At 74.2% G+C, this 794-nt stretch carries 1 protein-coding gene; it reads left to right on the top strand.

What is annotated here, in order from left to right; genetic code table 11:
- Positions 1–438: 438 nt before the first annotated feature.
- A partial coding sequence (locus ACSNN7_RS28975) for a DEAD/DEAH box helicase (RefSeq protein ID WP_436684219.1) occupies positions 439–794 on the top strand: 356 nt, incomplete at its 3' end.

Genomic DNA, 794 nt, shown 5'->3' with positions numbered 1-794 from the left:
GTGCTGAAGCTGCGTGGGCCTCGCCGCGCCGGTGCCTCTGGCGATCGCCGTCCTGGAGGCCCGGTTTGCGGCGTGTCGGGGTGTCAGCGGGCGGGGATGTCCCGACACGCCGCAAACCGGGTTGGCGTCACGTCGCAAGGCGGGTTGGTGCGTCGGCTCCGTCGCGGCGCCGTTGGTGGTCCGCACGCGCCGCCCCGGTTTGCGGCGCGTTGGGTGTCGGCGGAACCGGATGCCCCGGCACGCCGCAGAGGGGGTTGGGCGGGGCGCGGGCGGGGGTGGCGGATGTGACCAGCGTGGCGTCGAGTGGGGCGAGCGGCCCGCGCTGGTTATGCTGAGTCGGCCTTCGCGGCATCTTCTGCGCGGAGGCGTTTTCATGGGCGGCGGTACCCGTGGCCCTCGGCCGGGGTCCGCCATCGTGCGGTCGGAGAGGAGCTTGGCGTGGCAGCCCGGTTGCCGGCGCTCGAGACGTTCCCGCCCCTGCGCGCCTGGCAACGCAAGGCGATGGTGGAGTACCTGCGCCGCCGCACCGAGGACTTCACCGCGGTCGCCACCCCCGGCGCCGGCAAGACCACCTTCGCCCTGCGGATCGCCGCCGAGCTGCTGGTGGACGGCACCGTCGAGGCGGTCACCGTGGTCGCCCCGACCGAGCACCTGAAGACCCAGTGGGCGAACGCCGCCGCGCGGGTCGGCATCCAGCTCGACGCCGCGTTCCGCAACGCCGACCTGCACTCCTCCGCCGACTTCCACGGCGCGGTGGTCACCTACGCGCAGGTCGGCATGGCCCCCCAGGTGCA

The organism is Micromonospora sp. URMC 105 (genome assembly GCF_051386295.1).
GTDB lineage: Bacteria > Actinomycetota > Actinomycetes > Mycobacteriales > Micromonosporaceae > Micromonospora.
The sequence above is the reverse complement of the archived record's forward strand: the minus strand, read 5'-3'. Positions and strand labels throughout refer to the sequence as shown.